This window comes from Streptomyces sp. enrichment culture (assembly GCF_964272895.1).
Taxonomy (GTDB): Bacteria; Actinomycetota; Actinomycetes; order Streptomycetales; family Streptomycetaceae; genus Streptomyces.
Genome location: NZ_OZ186832.1, coordinates 3,238,848 through 3,257,084 on the forward strand (window position 1 = coordinate 3,238,848; position 18,237 = coordinate 3,257,084).

The 18,237-nt window shown below is 70.8% G+C and carries 11 protein-coding genes and 1 tRNA gene; 5 read left to right on the plus strand and 7 right to left on the minus strand.

Going from position 1 to position 18,237, the window contains the following annotated elements:
• Nucleotides 1–74: 74 nt before the first annotated feature.
• Nucleotides 75–797 (minus strand): TetR/AcrR family transcriptional regulator, encoded by a 723-nt coding sequence (locus ACSU6M_RS14620; RefSeq protein WP_437070147.1) that lies wholly within the window; start codon nucleotides 795–797, stop codon nucleotides 75–77.
• 680 nt (nucleotides 798–1,477) lie between these two features.
• Nucleotides 1,478–2,473, minus strand: a complete 996-nt coding sequence (locus ACSU6M_RS14625) for a sigma-70 family RNA polymerase sigma factor (RefSeq protein ID WP_437070148.1) — start codon at nucleotides 2,471–2,473, stop codon at nucleotides 1,478–1,480.
• Between the two features lie 170 nt (nucleotides 2,474–2,643).
• On the opposite strand from ACSU6M_RS14625, the gene ACSU6M_RS14630 reads away from it, so the two are divergent.
• Nucleotides 2,644–3,162 carry an N-acetyltransferase family protein gene (locus ACSU6M_RS14630; protein WP_437070149.1) on the plus strand — a complete coding sequence of 173 codons (519 nt, stop codon included), beginning with the start codon at nucleotides 2,644–2,646 and terminating at the stop codon, nucleotides 3,160–3,162.
• A 130-nt stretch (nucleotides 3,163–3,292) separates the two neighbouring features.
• On the opposite strand, the gene ACSU6M_RS14635 is transcribed toward ACSU6M_RS14630, so the two are convergent.
• A complete protein-coding gene (locus tag ACSU6M_RS14635; RefSeq protein WP_437070150.1) occupies nucleotides 3,293–4,084 on the minus strand; it encodes a dioxygenase family protein in 792 nt (263 codons plus the stop codon).
• A gap of 108 nt (nucleotides 4,085–4,192) precedes the next feature.
• Between ACSU6M_RS14635 and ACSU6M_RS14640 the strand changes: the two genes are divergently transcribed.
• Nucleotides 4,193–4,717 carry a MarR family winged helix-turn-helix transcriptional regulator gene (locus ACSU6M_RS14640; protein ID WP_437070151.1) on the plus strand — a complete coding sequence of 175 codons (525 nt, stop codon included), beginning with the start codon at nucleotides 4,193–4,195 and terminating at the stop codon, nucleotides 4,715–4,717.
• Between the two features lie 126 nt (nucleotides 4,718–4,843).
• Here the strand turns inward: ACSU6M_RS14640 and ACSU6M_RS14645 are convergent, their stop codons facing one another.
• Nucleotides 4,844–6,391 (minus strand): MFS transporter, encoded by a 1,548-nt coding sequence (locus ACSU6M_RS14645; protein WP_437070152.1) that lies wholly within the window; start codon nucleotides 6,389–6,391, stop codon nucleotides 4,844–4,846.
• Nucleotides 6,392–6,729: 338 nt separating this feature from the next.
• Nucleotides 6,730–7,338: a TetR/AcrR family transcriptional regulator gene (locus tag ACSU6M_RS14650; protein ID WP_437075139.1), complete on the minus strand. Its 609-nt coding sequence runs from the start codon at nucleotides 7,336–7,338 to the stop codon at nucleotides 6,730–6,732.
• A gap of 321 nt (nucleotides 7,339–7,659) precedes the next feature.
• Between ACSU6M_RS14650 and ACSU6M_RS14655 the strand changes: the two genes are divergently transcribed.
• Entirely contained in the window at nucleotides 7,660–8,949 is a 1,290-nt protein-coding gene (locus ACSU6M_RS14655; protein WP_437070153.1) for a M6 family metalloprotease domain-containing protein, read from the plus strand.
• 195 nt (nucleotides 8,950–9,144) lie between these two features.
• Here the strand turns inward: ACSU6M_RS14655 and ACSU6M_RS14660 are convergent, their stop codons facing one another.
• Nucleotides 9,145–9,822: a 4'-phosphopantetheinyl transferase family protein gene (locus ACSU6M_RS14660; protein ID WP_437075140.1), complete on the minus strand. Its 678-nt coding sequence runs from the start codon at nucleotides 9,820–9,822 to the stop codon at nucleotides 9,145–9,147.
• A 146-nt stretch (nucleotides 9,823–9,968) separates the two neighbouring features.
• Between ACSU6M_RS14660 and ACSU6M_RS14665 the strand changes: the two genes are divergently transcribed.
• A tRNA-Arg gene (locus tag ACSU6M_RS14665) sits at nucleotides 9,969–10,041 on the plus strand.
• 913 nt (nucleotides 10,042–10,954) lie between these two features.
• On the opposite strand, the gene ACSU6M_RS14670 is transcribed toward ACSU6M_RS14665, so the two are convergent.
• Nucleotides 10,955–11,386 (minus strand): hypothetical protein, encoded by a 432-nt coding sequence (locus ACSU6M_RS14670; protein ID WP_437070154.1) that lies wholly within the window; start codon nucleotides 11,384–11,386, stop codon nucleotides 10,955–10,957.
• 740 nt (nucleotides 11,387–12,126) lie between these two features.
• Between ACSU6M_RS14670 and ACSU6M_RS14675 the strand changes: the two genes are divergently transcribed.
• Entirely contained in the window at nucleotides 12,127–18,207 is a 6,081-nt protein-coding gene (locus ACSU6M_RS14675; protein WP_437075142.1) for a DNRLRE domain-containing protein, read from the plus strand.
• Nucleotides 18,208–18,237: the final 30 nt, after the last annotated feature.

Below are 18,237 nucleotides of genomic sequence, written 5' to 3' on the forward strand. Positions count from 1 at the left end.
CTTGCCCGCCGAGGCCCTACGACACTCCGCCGCCCCACCGAGGCCCTACGACACTCCCCTGCCCCACCTTGGCCCTACGACACTCCGCCGCCCCACGCGAACCCCCGCAGCGCCTCCAGGTTGCGCAACGCCAGTGCCGCCGGGCCCTGTTCACCTCCGGCGGGCGCGTCCCCGGCCGCCCATGCCTCCACGGCCGTCCGCACGGCGGCGCCGGCGACGGCGGCGACGAACCGCCCGTCCGCACCCACGGCAACGTTGTCAGCACCCTGCGTGCCCGGACCCCGCTCCACCAGCACCCGAGCCAGCTCGTCCTCCGCGGACCGGCACACCTCCGCCCACACCTTGCGCAGGGCCGGGCTGGAGTCGGCGAGACGGATGAGGGTGCGCACCCACTCCCAGGAGGCCGCGGAGATGCCGTGGCCGGGCAGCAGGGTCTGCCGGACGGCGTGCTCCAGGGCCTGGCCCACGCCGAGTCCCGCGGGGGCCTCGCGCACCGCCTCCGCCCAGCGCTGGGCGCCCGCCGCGTAGAGGGGGGCGATGGCCTCCTCCTTGGTCGCGAAGTAGCGGTAGAAGGTGCGCGGGGCGATACCGGCGGCCTGCGCGATGTCCTCGGCCCGCGTCGCCTTCAGGCCACGTCCCACGAAGAGTCCGGCGGCCGCACGGGCGATGTCCATACGGGTCTCGGCCTTGCGCCGCTCGGTCAGCGAGACGGGCGAGGCCGTCCCGGCGGACGAGGCGGTCGTGGCCGGCGAGGCGGCCGAGCCAGGCCGGTTCTGTCCGGGAGTGGTGCTGCTCATGTCGGCAGGCTATGCCGATGTGGCACAATCTGCCATCCGGCGGGCCACCCCGGGGTTCAGGTCCGGGGTGCCCCGCCACTTCAGCGTCCCCACACCCGGCTCCCACGCCCACGTCAGGGGTTCCACCCGCAGCACAGCACCGCACGGCCCCCGCGCACAGCACTGGCCCCGCACCCGCGCACAGCCCCGGCCCGCCCGCCGCACAGGGCCAGCCGCACCCGCCCGCCCCGCGAGCACGACCGATACGCCCCGCACCCGCGCCCAGGACCGGCACGGTCCGCCCTGTCGCAGAGGACCGGCACGGTCCCCCCCTGTCGCACAGGACAGGCACGGTCTCTCTCCCCCCCGCGCTCAGGACCCGGCCCGGTCCGCCCCCGCGCACAAAAGGAGCCGGGTTCCGGCGCTCAGGGGGGAGAGGCGCCGAAACCCGGCTCGGGAAAGTCCCGGCACCGGGGGGAGTGCGTCGGGACGTGGCTCCGGATGGTCGCGCAGCGGTCGGCGAGGGCGGCGAAACGGTCCTGCAGGGGCGGCGCCCCCACGAGAGGGTTCCCGCTGCCGCGAACTCCCGCGCCATGAAGGGTTGTTCCCGCACCCCCACCGGTTGAAGCGATGGAACACGGCCATGTTTGCGCGGCCTTTCGCCACCCGGCGTACGCCCCCGAAGGGGCGTAAGGTCCGGGTCAGGCGGCCGCGTCGAAGCCGGTCTGGCGGGCCAGCTTCTTCAGTTCCAGCAGCGCGTGCTTCTCGATCTGCCGGATCCGCTCACGGGTCAGTCCGTGCTCCTTGCCGACCTCGGTCAGGGTGCGCTCCCGGCCGTCCTCGATGCCGTACCGCATCTTGATGATGGAGGCCGTGCGCTGGTCAAGGCGGCCGATCAGGTCGTCCAGCTCCTCGCTGCGCAGCAGCGTCAGCACCGACTGCTCCGGCGACACCGCGGAGGTGTCCTCCAGGAGGTCGCCGAACTGGGTCTCGCCCTCGTCGTCCACGGACATGTTCAGCGAGACCGGGTCGCGGGCCCAGTCCAGGACGTCGACGACACGCTCCGGGGTGGTGCCGAGCTCGGCGGCGATCTCCGCGGGCTCCGGCTCCCGGCCCTGGTCGCGGTTGAACTCGCGCTGCACGCGCCGGATCCGGCCCAGCTCCTCCACCAGGTGGACGGGCAGCCGGATGGTGCGGGACTGGTCCGCTATGGAGCGGGTGATGGCCTGACGGATCCACCAGGTGGCGTACGTGGAGAACTTGAAGCCCTTGCGGTAGTCGAACTTCTCCACCGCGCGCACCAGACCGGCGTTGCCCTCCTGGATCAGGTCGAGCAGGGGCAGGCCGCTGCGCGGATAGCGGCGGGCGACGGCGACGACCAGGCGCAGGTTGGAGCGGATGAAGACGTCCTTGGCCCGCTCCCCCTCGGCGACCAGCGCCTCCAGTTCCTCACGGGTGGCGTCCGCCTTGGACTCCTCGTACCCGTCGAGGACCTGCTGCGCGAAGACACCCGCCTCGATCGTCTGGGACAGCTCGACCTCCTTGGCGGCGTCGAGCAGCGGTGTACGCGCGATCTCGTCGAGGTACATGCCGACCAGGTCGCGGTCGGCGATCTCGCCGCCATGGGCGCGAACACTGCTTGCCGCGTCGGTCTCGCCACTGGCGGACGTACGACGGGCGACGGCACGGGTTGCCATGCGTGCTCCCTTGCGATGTGGGTCAGCGGGTGGTCCTGGACGCGTTGGCCACTCTGGTCGGGTGCCCTGCATCCGATGGAAACAACGACTGGAATCAGGACAGAATTCCCAACCCGTCCCTCTATTTTTCTGATCATGCAGTACCCTGTGCGGCCACAGAGGGGGTCGTGATGCCGTCGGAGCCGACAGAGGTGCAGGTCAGACCGGGAGTCGAGGCAGACCTCCAGGCCCTCACCAACATCTACAACCACTACGTCCGTGAGACGGCCGTCACCTTCGACACCCGCGTCCTCACGGCCGAGGAGCGCCGCCCGTGGCTGCTCTCCCACCCTGAAGACGGCCCGTACCGGCTGAAGGTTGCCCAGGACACGAGGTCGGGGGCGGTCCTCGGATACGCGACCTCCAGCCCGCTGCGCGCCAAGCCGGCCTACTCGACCTCGGTGGAGGTCTCCGTCTACCTCGCCCCGCACGCGGGCCGCCGCGGCATCGGCACCCTGCTCTACAAGGCCCTGTTCGAGGCGCTCGCGGACGAGGACCTGCACCGCGCGTACGCGGGCATCGCCCAGCCCAACGAGGGCTCGGTGCGGCTGCACGAGCGCTTCGGCTTCCGGCACGTGGGGACGTATCGGGAGGTGGGCCGCAAGTTCGGGCGGTACTGGGACGTGGCCTGGTACGAGAAGGAGCTGTGACCCGCGGCCTGGGACGAGCAGGAGCTCCGGGCCTGCGCGCCCCGCGCTCCCCTCCCCGACACCGGCACCGGCACCGGCATCGCCACCGGCCCCCGCCGAAGCCCGGCGCTAGCCGAACCGAAGCCCGGCGCTAGCCGAACTGCACCGACCGCTTGGCCAGCCCCATCCAGAACCCGTCGATCACCGACTTCTGTTCCCCGAGCTCACCGGCCGCGTCCGCGGCGCCCATGGTCACGAACAGGGGCGCGAAGTGCTCGGTGCGCGGGTGGGCGAGGCGCCCGGCCGGCGACTTGGCGGTGAAGTCGAGCAGCGCGTCCACGTCCCCCGCCTCCAGCGCCCGCCGCCCCCAGTCGTCGAACTCGGCCGACCAGCCGGGCACCCCGGCCCCCGCGTGCCGCAGTGCGGCGAGGTTGTGGGTGAAGAACCCGGAGCCGACGATCAGGACGCCCTCGTCGCGCAGCGGCGCGAGCCTGCGGCCGATCTCCATCAGGCGCACGGGGTCGAGGGTGGGCATGGAGATCTGCAGGACGGGGATGTCGGCGGCCGGGAACATCTCGACGAGCGGCACATAGGCGCCGTGGTCGAGGCCCCGGTCGGGGATGTCCTGCACGGGCGTGCCGGGGGCGCGCAGCAGCTTGCGCACGGACTCGGCGAGGGCGGGGGCGCCCGGTGCGTCGTAGCGGACCCGGTAGTAGTGCTCGGGGAAGCCCCAGAAGTCGTACACCAGCGGGACGGTCTCGACCGCGCCGAGCGCCAGCGGGGCCTCCTCCCAGTGCGCGGAGACGATCAGGATCGCCTTCGGGCGGGGCAGGCGGGCGGACCAGGCGGCGAGCTGTCCGGGCCAGACGGGGTCGTCGGCGAGCGGTGGGGCGCCGTGGGAGAGGTACAGGGCGGGCATGCGCTCCTGAGTGGCGGCGGACATGGCGGCGGCTCCCTCCGGACAAGCAACTTGAAACTTAAAGCTTCCTCTCCTCCGAGACTACGGCAAAGCTTGTTTAAGTTTCAAGGACTACGCCCGTACAGTGGACGTATGAACACGGCACCCGCATCGGCACACCCCGCGCCCTCCGGCGAGCCGCAGTGGCTCACCGCCGAGGAGCAGCGCGTGTGGCGCTTCTACCTCCATGCCACCACCCTCCTCGAGGACCACCTCGACCGCCAGCTCCAGCGGGACGCGGGCATGCCGCACATCTACTACGGCCTGCTGGTGAAGCTGGCCGAGGCCCCGCGGCGACGGCTGCGCATGACCGAGCTGGCCATGGACGCGAAGATCACCCGCTCCCGCCTCTCGCACGCGGTCGCCCGCCTGGAGAAGAACGGCTGGGTGCGCCGCGAGGACTGCCCCTCCGACAAGCGCGGCCAGTTCGCGGTGCTCACCGAGGAGGGCTACGAGGTGCTGCGCCGCACCGCGCCCGGCCATGTCGCCGCCGTACGCCAGGCGCTGTTCGACCGGCTGACGCCGGAACAGCAGAAGTCCCTCGGCGAGATCATGGAGATCGTCGCCGAGGGACTTCAGCCCTCCGACGCGGGAGCGGACCTGCCCTGGCTGCGCTAGCGCCGCCGTCAGGATCGGCGCCGGGTGGCCGCAGCCGGGGCAGGTCCGGGGAGTCGTACGGACGAGGCGTCCCCTTCCTCGTCCGTACGCACGGGCCTTGCGGGGGTACTTCCGCCGGGCCGGTGGTCAGTGCGCGACGACCGGAACCCGGATCTCGTCCTGCGCGCCGTCACCGGAGGCGACCGGGCCGCCGCCCGGCCGGCCCGCGTTGATGAAGGTCATCGCGATGAGCGCAGCGGCGACCAGGATGCCGACGGCGAACCAGATGGCGCTGGTGTAGCCGTGCACCATGCCCTCCAGCTGGACCAGCTGCTGCTGCGGCCGGCCGGCGGCGGAGCGGATGTGGTCCTCGATGTACGAGGTGGTCGCGGACGCGGCGATCGTGTTCAGCAGCGCGGTACCGATGGCGCCGCCCACCTGCTGCGAGGTGTTGACCATCGCGGAGGCGACACCGGAGTCCCGCGGTTCGACACCCTGGGTGGCCAGCGCCATGCCCGGCATGAACGCCGTACCCATGCCGAGGCCCAGCAGCACCATCGACGGCAGCAGCAGCGAGGTGTACGACGACCCGATCTCCAGCTGCGTCAGCAGCAGCATGCCGACCGCGGCGACCAGGAAGCCCGGGCCCATCAGCATGCGCGGGGGGACCCGCATCATCAGACGGGTGCCGAGCTGGGTGGAGCCGACGATCATGCCCACGATCATGGGCAGGAAGGCGAAGCCCGTCTTGACCGGCGAGTAGCCCTTCACGATCTGCAGGTAGTAGGTCAGGAAGAGGAACAGGCCGAACATCGCGATGATCGCCAGACCCAGGGACAGGTAGACACCGCCCCGGTTGCGCTCGGTCACCACGCGCAGCGGCAGCAGCGGGGCCTTGACCTTCGCCTCGACCAGCACGAACGCCAGCAGCAGCACACCGGCGGCGACGAACATGCCCACGGTCAGGCTGTCGCCCCAGCCCTCGGCCTCGGCGCGGGTGAAGCCGTAGACCAGCGCGACCAGACCCGCGGTCGACAGGATGACGCCGGGGATGTCCAGCGGGGAGCGGTTGCGGCCGCCCTCCGGCTCACGGATGACGAGCCAGGCACCGACGGCCGCGGCCACGGCGAAGGGGATGTTCACGAAGAACGTCCAGCGCCAGTCCAGGTACTCGGTGAGGAAACCGCCGAGGATCAGACCGACGGCACCGCCACCACCGGCGATGGCACCGTAGATGCCGAACGCCTTGGCGCGCTCCTTGCCGTCGGTGAACATCACCGCGAGCAGCGACAGCGCGGCGGGCGCGAGCAGCGCGCCGAAGACACCCTGCAGGGCGCGGGCGCCGAACATCATCGCCTCGTTGGTGGCCGCACCGCCGAGCGCGGAGGCCGCGGCGAAGCCGACGAGACCTATCAGGAAGGCGCGCTTGCGGCCCCACAGGTCGGCGATCCGGCCGCCGAAGAGCAGCAGACCGCCGAAGGCGAGGGCGTACGCCGTGACGACCCACTGCCGGTTGCCGTCGGAGATCCCGAGGTCCTGCTGGGCGGAGGGCAGCGCGATGTTCACGATGGTCGCGTCCAGGACGACCATCAGCTGCGCCAGCGCGATGAAGACGAGGGCCTTCCAGCGACCCGGGTCGGGCGCGAAGGAGGCCGGGGCCGCGGAGGGTGCGGCCTTGGACGGTGTTTCAGGCATGGAGGTACCCCGTTCGGTACTACGCGACGGACTGTCGTGCGGAAATATCGGGACTTGTTCGGCAGAAGGGCGTACGGGACCACGACCCGGCGGCGGCTTGCCGCGGGCTGGGTGTGGGCGTCGGATCGGATGTCGGTGTGCGGCCGGCTGTTTCGCCGGGTGGGAAGACCGCGCGGGCTGCCGAACCGTCAGCCGGTCAGCGGGTCAGACGGTCAGCCGGTGAGCCGGTGAGCCGGTCACGCGGCCTAGGGTCTGGCGGTCTGGCGATCTGGAATCTGACGGTCAAGCGGTATGGCGGTATGGCGGTCGGTCTGGCGGTCGGTCCGGCGGTGTGGCGGTCAAGCGGTCTGGCGCAGGTCCTCCATGGTCAGTGCCTTCCCCGGCAGGACGGAGCGGGCGGGTGCCCGCAGCCCGTCGAGGAAGAGCTGCAGATGACGGTGGACGAAACGGTCCACGTCGAGGCAGAGCGTGCCGGCCGGGGGCCGGCTGAGCTGGGCCACCGCGACCATCAGGTCGCCGAAGCCCACGTCGGGGCGGAGCTGGCCGGCCGCCTTGGCGCGGTCCATGAGCTCCGCGATGAGCTGCTCGCAGCGCAGCCGCGATGCCTCCAGGTCCGGGTGGTTGTGGTCGAACGTGCTCTGGACCATGGGGCACAGCGCACTGATCCGCTCGTCGGCGGCGGTGTGCACGAAGCGCTCCAGGGCCTCGAAGGCGTCGCCGGTCTCGGCGAGCGCTTCCTCGGCCGCCGCGACCGTACGGTCCATGACGGAGCAGACGACCTCGCGTACGAGAGCGTCGCGGTCCGGGAAGTTCCGGTACACGGTGGCGTTTCCGACGCCGGCCCGGCGGGCGATCTCGTCGAGGGGCACGTCGGGACCGAACTCGGTGAACAGCTCGCGGGCGGCGGTGACGATCCGCTCCCGGTTGCGCAGGGCGTCGGCCCGCATGCGCGTCGCCGGACGCGGTGCCGAGGTGGCGGTCAGCTGCACGGCGTACTCCTCACGGGTCGAGTTCGGGCGGTGGGCCTCGGATGTGCGGCGGGCGATCCGGGGAGCGGGTCCCCGTTTCGCCGTACGTCTGGTCAAACGGGGAAGGGGTCCCCGCTTATTTCCCGACTTCCCGAAGACTTCACGTGACCTGCCTCACATCCCGGCGGGGGCCGGTCGCACGATCGGCTCCTCCAGCGCGCGCTCGCGCGACACCCGGCACAGGGTGATCGCAAGGGTGCAGCCGGTGACCGGCGGCTGCCTGGACCGAAGGGCCCCTGCATGCAGCAGCCGCAGCCGATCAGCCGCCGCATACGCCCGCGCCGGGCGGCCGCCCTCGCGTCCGTCACGGCACTGACCCTCGCGGTCAGCACATCGGCGGGCACCGCCCGGCTGACGCACAGCGGCACGGCGTCCGGCCCCGGCCCCGCGGCCCTCTCCCGCTCCTCCGCGCTGGGCCCCTGCATGATCAACGGCGGTCCCGAGGTCCAGATGTCCGAGGGCATCCCCACCCCCACCGGCTACTCCCCGTCCACCGGCACCGTCCGCGCGCTGACCCTGATGGTCGACTTCGCCGACGCCCCCGGCGAGGGATCCGCCCTCGACCGCTACCGGGAGTTCTTCCCGCAGACCCAGAAGTGGTTCCGCACCGCCAGCTACGGCCGCCTCGACTACCGCCCCGAGACACCGATCCCGGGCTGGCTGCGCATGCCGAAGCGTTTCTCGGAGTACGGCATAGAGCGCGGCGCCCCCTTCGACCCCGGCTACCGCCGGCTGGTCCAGGACATCGTGGCCGCCGCCGACACGAAGGTCGACTTCCGCTCGTACGACCTCCTGAACGTCCTGGTCACCCCGAACGCGGGCCCCTCGGCCCTGGACACGGTCCTGTCGGTGACGTTCGCCGGCAACCCCGACGCCCCCGTCGCCGACGGCGTCCCGGTGTCCAACGCCTCCTTCGTCTACTCCCGCCAGGACGACGGCTCCGGCTCCTACGACCGCACCGGCTACCGGGTGCTCCCGCACGAGAACGGCCATGTCTTCGGCCTGCCCGACCTCTACACCGCCGAGGGCGGGGGCGCGGTCGGCCACTGGGACATCATGAGCGAGGACTGGGGGGCCAACAACGACTTCCTCGGCTGGCACAAGTGGAAGCTGGGCTGGCTGGACCCGGCCCAGGTCTCCTGCGCGGCGGCCCGAGGCGTCACGGAACACGACCTGACGCCCCTCTCCCGCCCCGGCGGCCCCAAACTCCTCTTCGTCCCCCTCGACCGCCGCACCGGCTACGCCGTCGAACTGCGCACCCGCGGCGGCAACGACGAGGCCGTCTGCCGCCCCGGCATCCTCATCTACAAGGTCTCCGCCCACATCGACACCGGCCAGGGCCCCATCCGCGTCTACGACTCCCGCCGGGACAGCGGCGGCTGCACCCGCAGCCCCAACGTCCACGCCGAACTCTCCGACGCCCCCTTCACCCCCGGCGAAACCTTCAAGGACCCCCACCGCAAGGTGACGATCACGGTGGCGGGGGCGGATCTGGAGGGGGGGTATCGGGTGCGGGTCACGCGCGGGTGAGGGGGTGGGGGTGGGGGTGGGGGTGGGGGGCGGGAAGGGGGGCCGCCGTGGGGCAGGCACGGGGCGGGCTGCCGTGAACCAGGGACGATGACGGCACCGGCGGCGACGACGATGATCGGCATCGGCGGCGACGACGATCGGCACCGGCCTGGCGAGCCAGCCCGGCCAGGAGAGGCAACGCCGGCGGGCGACCACTCAGCGCCCGGACGTGACCAGCACCGCGGTGGCCACATGCCCCCCACCGCCGGCCTCACCCCGGACCGCCCAGCGCCCGTCGAACCGACCGATCCGCTCCCCCGCAACGACGGGCCCGGGGACCCGCAGCGTCCCGGTGAAGGTGCCGCGCTCGGGATCGGGCAGCACGACGCACTCCTCGAAGTCGAGCCACTTCCCGGTCAGCGGGAACCATGCCTTGTAGACGCTCTCCTTGGCACTGAAGATCAGCCGGTCCCAGGCCACGTCCGGACGCCGCCGCCCGAGCGCGAGGACGGCCTCGTGCTCCTCGGGCAGCAGCACGGCACCCCCGACCCCCTCCGGCAGCGGGGCGTTCTCCTCGGCGTCGACCCCGATCGCCACGACATGACCACGCCGCGCCACGGCGGCGGCCCGATACCCCTCACAGTGCGTCATGCTCCCGACGACCCCCTCGGGCCACAACGGCTCCCGCCTGGGCCCCAGAAGAATCGGCCCCGCCCCCACCCCGAGCCGCGCCAACGCCGCCCGCGCACACACCCGCACGGTCCCGAACTCCCGCCGCCGCTTGTCCACGGCGTTGACGACGAGCGCGGCCTCCTCGGGAAACAGCTCCACGTCGGCCGGATCCCGGAACATCTCCTCGACCTCGACCCCCCGCGGCAGCACCCCACCCAGCAGCCTCACACCGAACACCCCCTCCTCCACCGACACCCGCAGTCTCCCAGCCCCCCGACACACCCCCACCCCTCCCCCTGATCAACCCCCACCCCCCACCCCCAGCCCACCCGCTACACTGACCGCGGCGACGCATTCGCCACAAGCACGCCTTCGTAGCTCAGGGGATAGAGCACCGCTCTCCTAAAGCGGGTGTCGCAGGTTCGAATCCTGCCGGGGGCACAGAGAAACACCTGGTCAGAGGCCCTTCCGTCCATCAGACGGGAGGGCCTTCGTATACGCAGTACACATAGGGCACACACGGGCAGCGGTGGGGGAGCTGTGCGAGGTACGAGAAGTTGCGACGCTGATCACGGACGGCGTCCTTGGCTGGCCCGATCAGCTGAGGTGCGCACGTCTCTCTCCGAGGAGAAAACGTATGCGCCCAGCCGCGCACGTGCCGGTTCTTCTGCTTCTTCTGCTCATATCGGCGTGCACTGACCAGGACACCGAGGGCAGTGCCCACCCCACCCGCACCGAGTCCCCGGCAACCCGAGTTCCCTCCGCTTCCGCTTCCGGGAAAAGTCCCCAGGACTCTCTCGCCCTCCCCCGGCGGCCCAGCTTCCTCGTTCCTGTCACTCAGGGAAGTCGCAGCGAAGACCTGCCGGCGTTCACGTCAACCGAGGCTGTCTACAGCATTCATGCTCGGTGCACGGGAAAGGGCAGCGTGAGTATCCACTATGGGCCTCATGACGAAGATCCGAGCAAGGTCAAATGCGGCGCCCCGGTGACCGTCGGTCGCGTCTACACCGTTCGCGGGGAGCGGCAGAACCTCTCCATACAGGCTGACGGGTCCGACATCCAGTGGGCTGTAGCCGTAGTGGCCGGGACACACGCCATGTGACCCACAAGTCGACTGTGGTTCCGCCCACGGGAGGAACTTGGCCCTGGCGGTCACCGGAAGGCTCCGGGCTCAAGAGGCGACGAAGTGGTAGTGCCGTTTGCCGGTCCGGCGCTCGGGCGGCGCGACCGCTTCGCGTCACCGCACCAGTTCCGGATGAGCCACGCCGGCCGCGCCTACAGCGTCGTACTCGACGACCAGGACGCGACCAAGCGCGTCTCCGCCCTCGGCGTCCGCGCCGACAGGCGAGCTCTCCTACGCGGGATCGTCCGTCGATGACGGCGACTTGTCGGAGGGCCGGTCCGTGAAGACCACGACATGCCAGGCGCCGTCCTCCCGCGCGACCGTCACCGTCTCCCGCACGTCCTTCCCGTGGTCGTCCCGCGCTGTCAGCGCGGCCGAGCCGACGTCCGGACCGAAGTCGTGGTCGATTTCCAGGTCGGCGATCCTCAGACCGCGACCGCCCCTCTCCGCGAGGATGCGGCGAGCCTCACGCTGCGCCGCCTGGTCCTCCGGAACGCCTCCGACCCGCATCAGGGCGGTGGCGTCACGGGAGTTGAGGGCGTCGACGTAGGACTCGACCGCTCGGCGGGGCCCGTCGTCGTCCGGTGGCTCCGCCTCGTTCGATCCGCACCCGGACGCGACCACCATGGCGATCGCGACGGCAAGCAGTCGTCTGCGCTGCACTTTCCCTCCCAGGACGGCGATGGAACGGTTCGCGAGGCCGGTCATCTCTCACGCCGACCGAAGAGCGACGGATCAGACACTCATCACGTGACGCCATCCTCCAGGACAGCCACCGTCTCAGCAGCCTCGTGCGGCCTTCCGCTCGGCCTCCCGAACCTTCCCCTGGCCGTCCCCGCCCCGCCTCTCCCCGCCTCGCCCCCGACCTGATTTGCCATCAGGAAAGCTTCCACTTCCGGCCCGCTCGGACGCCCGCCCACACCGCAGGCACCGCAAGCATTCCCCGTCGGCCCCACCGCGGCCGCAGTCGCCAGCCCTCGCCCCTGAGGCCACTTCAGGGCAATCCGCCCCTCCCTCGCGGGGCAAAACGGATAGGCAAGATCATCCCCCGACATGCCCACCCCACATCCCGCGAGAAGGTATCACCCGCGCGCCCGCCCGCGTGAGCCGGGGCGGGGGATGGGGCGCGATGCCGGCCGACTCAGGCACGGGATTCCGTATTTGCATCACGAAACGATGTAGATCTTCATCGGAAGGGCCTGCGGGGCCGGTGACTTGCCCTATTTGGACCGTTGATGATCTTTTCGGTCCCTGTACGTTCACGCACGCGCTGCACAAGTAGTGCTCATGTGTGAAGAAGAGACCGAGGAATCATGTCGATTCACAGACCCGCGCCCGAGGAGCGCGGGCAACTGTGGTCCGGGGGGAGTCTCCGCTACATAGCGGGCAGCCTCGTCCTGGCCTTGACCGTCACCCTGCTCGACGGTGCCGCGGCCGCCGCCACGCCGCTGCCGCAGGCGCCGGCCGCGCCGAAGAAGCAAGCCGTCACCCAGGCGGCCGACATCCCGTCGGCCCGTATCGCCGCACGTCTGTCGGGGAAGCGGGTCGAGGCCCTGTCGGAGCGTACGGAGACCTCCACGACCTGGGCGAACAAGGACGGTTCGCTCACGACCGAGCTGACCGCCGGTCCGGTGAGGTTCCGGGACGACACGGTCGCCGGGGGCTGGCGTGCCGTGGACCTGGACCTGGTCAGCCGCTCCGACGGAGCGGTCGCGCCCCTGGCCCACCCCCGCGGCCTGAAGCTGGCCGGCAGGACGGGTACGCCGGCGGCCTCGCTCAGGGCGGCGCAGGCGGCCAAGGCGGTCGACCTGGTCACCCTGGGCGAGGGCGACGAGCAGATCACGCTGCAGTGGAAGGGCGGGCTGCCCGCGCCGCGGCTGGACGGCACGCGCGCGGAGTACGTGAACGCCGTACCGGGCGCGGACGTGGTGGTCGAGGCGACGCGTACCGGCTTCGAGCAGTTCGTGGAGATCAAGCGGAAGCCGGCCGCCGGGGCGTACTCGTACACCCTGCCGCTCAGGACCAAGGGCCTGAAGGTGCGCCAGCAGGCCGACGGCAGCGTGCTGTTCACGGACAAGAAGTCCAAGAGGCAGGCGGTCATGCCGGCCCCGGTGATGTGGGACGCCTCGGTCGACAAGGTCTCCGGTGAGCACACCAACCGGGCGAAGGTCGCCATGAAGGTCGTCCGGGCCAAGGGTGGCGTGGACCTGGTCATCACCCCGGACGCGGAGTTCCTGGCCGACCCGGCCACGAAGTACCCGGTGACGGTGGACCCCTCCACCTCGTCGCTGTCGAACACCTTCGACACCTATGTGCAGCAGGGCGAGACCGTCGACTGGTCCGCCGACACCGAGCTGGACCTGGGCAACCCGGGGACCAAGAACGCCGACGGCACGTACCGCACGGCCCGGTCGTTCATCTCCTGGAACACCACGCCGATCTCGGACGCGCTGGTGACGGACGCGAAGCTGTCCCTGTGGAACTTCCACTCCGGCAACACCGACTGTGTCGCCTACCCCTGGGAGGTCTGGTCCACGGGCGCCGCCTCCACGTCCTCGCGGTGGACCGCGCAGCCGACGTGGACGGCGAAGAAGGCCACCTCCACCGAGACCAGGGGCAACACCGCGTGCACCACGGCCCCGGACGGCTGGATCAACGCCAATGTGACCACCCTCGTGCAGGAGTGGGCCTCGGCGAAGGCGACCAGGGGCCACATGGGCCTGCGGGCCAGCAGCGAGACGATCACGGCGCAGTGGAAGCGGGTGAACTCCGCGAACGCCGCGGCCAACCCGCCCAAGCTGACGGTGACCTACAACTACCGGCCGCGCACCGGCACCAAGCAGGAGGCCGGCCCGCCGTACTTCTCCTACAGCGGCGCCTACGTGGTGAACACGGTGACGCCGACGCTGCGGGACACCTTCGTCGACGCCAACGGTGACAAGGTCAACGGCACCTTCCAGATCTACGACAACGTCACCAACACGCAGGTCGGCGAGGTCCTCGTCTCCCCGTACGTCCCCTCCGGCCAGGTCGCCTCGGTGAAGGTTCCCGCCGGTGTGCTGACCAACGGCAAGACGTACAAGTTCCGTACCTCCCCCTACGACGGCACCCACTACAACCTGGGCTGGTCGGCGTGGAAGACGTTCACGGTGGACACCACGGCGCCGTCCGCGCCGACCGCCGTCACGTCCACGGACTACCCGTCGAACGCCTGGGTGAAGGGCGCGGGCCAGCCCGGCGTCTTCAACGTCACCCCCAACGGCACGGACCACAACTGGCTGGAGTGGTCGCTGGACGGCGTGACCTGGACCAAGGTCGCGACCGGCGGCTCCACCGCCGCCAAGGCCATCACCGTCACCCCGCCCAAGGACGGCACCCACACCCTGCAGGTGCGGCAGGTCGACAAGGCGGACAACAAGTCCGAGGCCGTGGAGTACGACTTCCACGCGGGCCCGGGCGGTTTCGTCCAGCCCGCCGACGGTGAGCGCACCGCCCGCCGCCTGCCGCTGGTCGCCGAGGCCGACGCCACCAAGTACGACGCGGTGGCCTTCTCCTGGCGGCGCTCCGAGGCCGATGCCTGGGTGAGGATTCCCGCCGGTGACGTCACCAAGGACGGGCAGGCGCTGACGGCGTGGCCCGTCGCGCTGACCGGCGGCAAGAACCCGACGCTCATCTGGAACGCCACCGACACGGTCGATCCCGACGGCAGTGTCGAGATCAAGGCCGACTTCACCGGTCCGGCCGGCGCGTCCGGCAGCTCGGACCCGCTGACGGTCGTGGTCGACCGCAACGCCGACAACGCGGCGGCCGAGGCCGTGGGCCCCGGCTCGCTGAACCTGCTGACCGGCGACTACTCCCTGTCCGAGACGGACGTCTCCCACTTCGGTCTCGCCGTGGAGCGCTCCGCCTCCTCCCGCACGCCCAGCGCGACGCAGGAGGGCCAGGTGCCCATCTTCGGCAAGGAGTGGGTCAGCGGGACGACGGCGGAGATCAGCGCCTCCGACTACAGCCATGTCCGGATGATCTCCGACACCGCGGTCGACGTGGTGACCTCGGACGACACGGCGATCCACTTCACCGCGACGACCGACAGGACCGGCTGGATCCCCGAGCCGGGTTCGGAGTCGCTGACGCTCAAGGGCAGCACCAGCGGCACCTTCACCCTCTCCGACACCGAGGGCGCCGTCACGGAGTTCACCAAGCCCGCCGGCGCGACGACCTGGCAGGTCAGCAGCAGCAGGAACAACGGTCAGACGGAGTCGACCACCAGCGTCGAGTCCACGACCGTCACCGTGAACGGCAAGGAACTCGCCCGGCCCGAGAAGGTCTACGCGCCGACCTCGGCCACCACGGTCGCGGCCTGCAAGGCGGCTCCCTCCACCAAGGGCTGCCGGGTGCTGGAGTACGTGTACGCCACGTCGACCACCGCCACCGACAGCGTCTTCGGTGACTTCGCGGGGCAGGTGAAGGAGATCCGCCTGTGGTCGACCGACACCGGCGCCGCCTCGGCCACCCCGAAGACGGTGCAGAGCTACGCCTACGACGCCTCCGGGCGCCTGCGGCAGACCTGGGACACCCAGATCTCGCCGGCCCTGAAGACCGAGTACGACTACGACACCGCCGGACGGGTCACGAAGGTGACGCCGCCCGGTGAGCTGCCGTGGACCTTCACCTACGGCAAGGCCGGTTCGAGCAGTGCCGCCGGTGAGGGCATGCTGCTGAAGGTGTCGCGGCCCGCGCTGCAGCAGGGAACCGCCTCGACCGTCTCGGGCGAGGCCGTCACCTCGGTCGTGTACGACGTACCCCTCAGCGGTACCGCTGCCCCGTACCAGATGGGCGCCGCCGATGTGAGGGCGTGGGGTCAGACGGACGGCCCCGCCGACGCGACCGCGGTCTTCCCGGCCGACTCGGTCCCCGCGTCCCACGCCGGTGCGTCGCTCACCGCGGGTGACTACCGGCGGGCCACGGTCCACTACCTGGACACGTCCGGCCGCACCGTCAACAAGGCGGTTCCCGGCGGGCACATCACCACCACCGAGCACGACCGGTTCGGCAACACGGTCCGTGAACTGACCGCCGGCAACCGCGCGCTGGCGATCGGCACCTCGGCCGCGCACATCGCCGCCCGCAACGACCTCGGCATCGGGGGCCTGCCCACCGCGGAGCGGGCGGAGCTGCTGTCCACGCGGACGGTGTTCGACGCCAAGGGCACGCGGGAGCTGGAGGAGTTCGGTCCCCTCAGGCGGATCGACCTGACGGCGGATCTGATGTCGGGCACCACCACGCTCGTCGCCGCGGGCACCTCGGTCACCGCGCGCTCCTGGACCGTCAACGCGTACGACCAGGGACGTCCGACCGACGGCAGTGCCGTGATCAAGGACCAGATCACCAAGGTCACGACCGGAGCGGAAGTCCGCGAGCACCCGGGTGTGCACGGGGAGACGCGCGTCGTCCAGACGGTCTACGACTGGGCGAAGGGCCTTCCGACCCAGAAGATCGAGGACCCGGCGGGGCTGGCGCTCACCGAGACCACCGAGTACGACGCCCAGGGCCGGGAGACCAAGGTCATCCAGCCCGGTGGGAGCGGCACCGACGCCACCACCCGGGTGACCACGTACTGGTCGGCGTCCGGCACGGGTCCGTGTGCGGGCCGTCCCGAGTGGGCCGACCTGGTCTGCTCCACCGGTCCGGCGGGAGCGATCACCGGCGGCGGCACCAACCCGTCCCAGCTGCCGGCCAAGACGATCGAGTACAACTGGTGGGGTCTGGCGGCCAGGACCACGGAGACGGCCAACGGCTCGACCCGTGTCACCACGGTCGGCAGCGATGCCGCGGGCCGGGTCACCTCGGTGAAGATCACGGGCGGGGTCGGTCAGACCGCCCCCGAGACCACCGCCGAGTACGACGCTCAGACCGGCCGTGAGATCAAGACCGTCTCGCCCACGGGCGGGACTCTCACCACCGTGTTCGACAAGCTCGGCCGTCCCATCTCGTACACGGATGCCGACGGCGGTGTGACGACCACGGAGTACGACCTGCTCGGCAGGCCGGTCAAGAGCAGCAACAACGTCCCGTCCACGGTGACGTACAGCTACGACCACACGGCGGAGCCGCGGGGTCTGGTCACCAAGCAGGTCGACTCCGTCGCCGGCACGTTCACCGCGTCCTACGACGCCGACGGTGCCGTCGTGAGCGAGACGCTGCCGGGCGGCTACACGCTGGAGCAGTCCATCGACCCGGCCGGCACGCCGATCGACCGCACGTACACGCGCACCAGCGACAACGTGATCGTGCAGTCGGACACCACCACCCGGTCCATCCACGGCCAGGTGACCTCGGACGCGCAGATCTCCGACCAGGTCTACCGCTACGACGCCGTCGGCCGGCTGACGTCGGTCGAGGACACCGCGGAGACCGTGTGCACCAAGCGCACGTACGTCTTCGACAAGCGGTCCAACCGGACGTCCCGCACGTCGGCGACCGGCTCCCCGGGCATGGACTGCCCGACCACGGGAGGCAGCACCACCGGGTACACGTACGACAGCGCCGACCGGCAGGTCGGCACCGGCTACGCGTACGACGCGTTCGGCCGCACCACCGCCCAGCCGGGCGGGGTGAGTCTCGAGTACTACAACAACGACCGGATCTACCGGGAGACGGCCGGCAGCCAGCGGCAGACCTGGAAGGTCGACGCCTCCCAGCGCATCCGCTCCTGGACGGTCGAGACGAACAGCGGCGGCACGTGGACGCAGACCCAGTCGAAGGTCAACCACTACGACTGCGGCTGTGACAAGCCGAGCTGGACGCTGGAGGACGCCGGCACCGGAGCGGTGACGCGATACGTGCAGTCGCTGGGCGGCAGCCTCGCGGCCACCACGGGCAAGACCAGTGGCACTGTGCTCCAGCTCAGTGACATCCACGGCGACGTGGCGGTCCAGCTTCCGCTCGACACCAGCAAGGCGCCCGTCGTGCAGGACACCGACGAGTACGGCAACGTACGGGCCAGCAGTGTCCCGGCACGGTACGGGTGGCTCGGTGCGGAACAGCGCTCGGGTGAGACGCTGTCCGGGCTCACACTGATGGGCGCCCGGCTGTACGACTCGTCCACGGGACGCTTCCTGCAGCTGGACCCCGTGGCGGGCGGCGGCGCGAACGCCTACGGCTACCCGGTCGACCCGATCACCATGTACGACCTCAACGGCAAGTGGTGGTGGTCGAACAACACGGTCTGGCAGATCTGGAAGTGCGCGTACGCGATCTTCGATGTCGTCATCGGATTCACCGCGGCGGGATGGGCACTGAAGATCAGGAAGGCCGTCAAGGTGATCCGCAAGGCCGGTCTCAAGCGGACCTACCGGATCCTGAAGTCCCTGAGGAACAAGCCCCGGCGCAACTGGAAGCGCGTCGCCGGCCTGATCGGTGGAGCCATAGCCAGCTTCATGGGTATCTCCTCCGTCCAAGAGGACTGCGGAGCACTCCTGTAGCACCGTGAAATCCGTCGCTCCGGGAGGGCT

What these genes read in the sequence shown, in the direction of transcription:
- ACSU6M_RS14620 (WP_437070147.1), bottom strand. Translation starts at nt 797, where the DNA reads ATGAGCAGCACCACTCCCGGACAGAACCGGCCTGGCTCGGCCGCCTCG.
- ACSU6M_RS14625 (WP_437070148.1), bottom strand. Translation starts at nt 2,473, where the DNA reads ATGGCAACCCGTGCCGTCGCCCGTCGTACGTCCGCCAGTGGCGAGACC.
- ACSU6M_RS14630 (WP_437070149.1), top strand. Translation starts at nt 2,644, where the DNA reads ATGCCGTCGGAGCCGACAGAGGTGCAGGTCAGACCGGGAGTCGAGGCA.
- ACSU6M_RS14650 (WP_437075139.1), bottom strand. Translation starts at nt 7,338, where the DNA reads ATGCGGGCCGACGCCCTGCGCAACCGGGAGCGGATCGTCACCGCCGCC.
- ACSU6M_RS14635 (WP_437070150.1), bottom strand. Translation starts at nt 4,084, where the DNA reads ATGTCCGCCGCCACTCAGGAGCGCATGCCCGCCCTGTACCTCTCCCAC.
- ACSU6M_RS14645 (WP_437070152.1), bottom strand. Translation starts at nt 6,391, where the DNA reads ATGCCTGAAACACCGTCCAAGGCCGCACCCTCCGCGGCCCCGGCCTCC.
- ACSU6M_RS14655 (WP_437070153.1), top strand. Translation starts at nt 7,660, where the DNA reads ATGCAGCAGCCGCAGCCGATCAGCCGCCGCATACGCCCGCGCCGGGCG.
- ACSU6M_RS14640 (WP_437070151.1), top strand. Translation starts at nt 4,193, where the DNA reads ATGAACACGGCACCCGCATCGGCACACCCCGCGCCCTCCGGCGAGCCG.